Consider the following 1,408-nt stretch of genomic DNA (forward strand, 5'->3'; position numbering starts at 1 on the left):
GCCCCCGGCCGCCGCCGCGCCCGGCGACGCCATCCTCCCCAAGCCCGTACCCGCGAAGCTCGGCCTCGTCGTCGAGGAGTACGCGCAGTTCCCCGAGTCCGAGCCGACGCCCCCGCCGACCGACCCGCGGCTGATGCGGCACGCCCGGATCAACGCGCTCGCCGAACTCCCCGACGGCTCCGGCCGCAAGGCGGTGCCGGACCTCAACGGCAAGCTGTACCTCGTCGAGGACGGCGGACAGCCCCGCACGTACCTCGACGTCGGGGCCGCCTTCGCGCCGCAGTTCTTCTCCGGCCAGGGCCTCGGCCAGGGCTTCGGCTACGCGGCCTTCCACCCGGACTTCGCCCGCAACGGCGTCTTCTACACCGTGCACACCGAGCTGGCCTCCACCACCGACGCGGAGCCGGACCTCACCCCGCAGCCGAACACCGGCTACCACGGCATCATCACCGAGTGGACCGCCGACGACCCGGCCGCGGGCACCTTCTCCGGCAGCCGCCGCGAGGTGCTGCGCCTCGGCTTCAACGGCCGCATCCACGGCATCCAGCAGATCGCCTTCAACCCCACCGCCCGCAAGGGCGGCGCCGACTACGGCAAGCTCTACGTCGCCGTGGGCGACGGCGGCACCGGCGTGGGCAACAGCGAGCCGCAGAACCTGGCGCTGCCGCACGGCAAGCTGCTGCGGATCGACCCCCGCGGCGACGACAGCGCGAACGGCGCGTACGGCGTCCCCGCCGACAACCCCTTCGCCGGCCGCCCCGGCGCCCTCGGCGAGGTCTACGCGTACGGCTTCCGCGACCCGCACCGCTTCAGCTGGGACACCGGCGGCAGCAACCGGCTGTACCTCGGCCACATCGGCGAGCACGCCATCGAGTCGATCTACGAGGTACGGGCCGGGGACAACCTGGGCTGGAGCGAGCGCGAGGGCCCGTTCGTCTTCGACAAGGACCCGGCCCACCCGTGCGACGCGTACAAGCCGCTGCCGCCCGACGACGAGACGTACGGCTACACCTATCCCGTCGCCGCCTACGACCACGACCCGCCGGCCGACTGGAACTGCACCTCCGACATCGGCCGGGCCGTCTCCGGCGGCTTCGTCTACCGCGGCGACGACCTGCGCAAGCTGCGCGGCACGTACGTCTTCGGCGACCTCGTCGACGGCCGCGTCTTCGCCAGCAGGACAGGCGAGATGGACCGCGACGCCGCCGAGATGGCCACGATCCACCAGCTGAGGCTCTTCGACGGCGCCACCGGCGAGCGGGTCACGGCCCAGGACCTGGCCGGCGACACCCGCGTCGACCTGCGCTTCGGGCAGGACGCGGCGGGCGAGCTGTACCTGCTGGCGAAGGCGAACGGCAAGGTCTGGAAGGTCACCGGCACCCGCGGCCCCGCGCTGCCGTAGCCGGAG

The 1,408-nt window shown here is 73.2% G+C and carries 1 protein-coding gene; it reads left to right on the forward strand.

All coding sequences use genetic code 11. From position 1 onward, the window contains the following. Positions 1-1,402: PQQ-dependent sugar dehydrogenase (locus tag H5J30_RS33270; RefSeq protein ID WP_181791452.1), on the forward strand; the 1,402-nt coding region annotated here is incomplete at its 5' end. Positions 1,403-1,408 lie beyond the last annotated feature (6 nt).

The organism is Streptomyces phytophilus, from assembly GCF_013870535.1.
In the GTDB taxonomy this organism is placed as follows: Bacteria; Actinomycetota; Actinomycetes; order Streptomycetales; family Streptomycetaceae; genus Streptomyces; species Streptomyces phytophilus.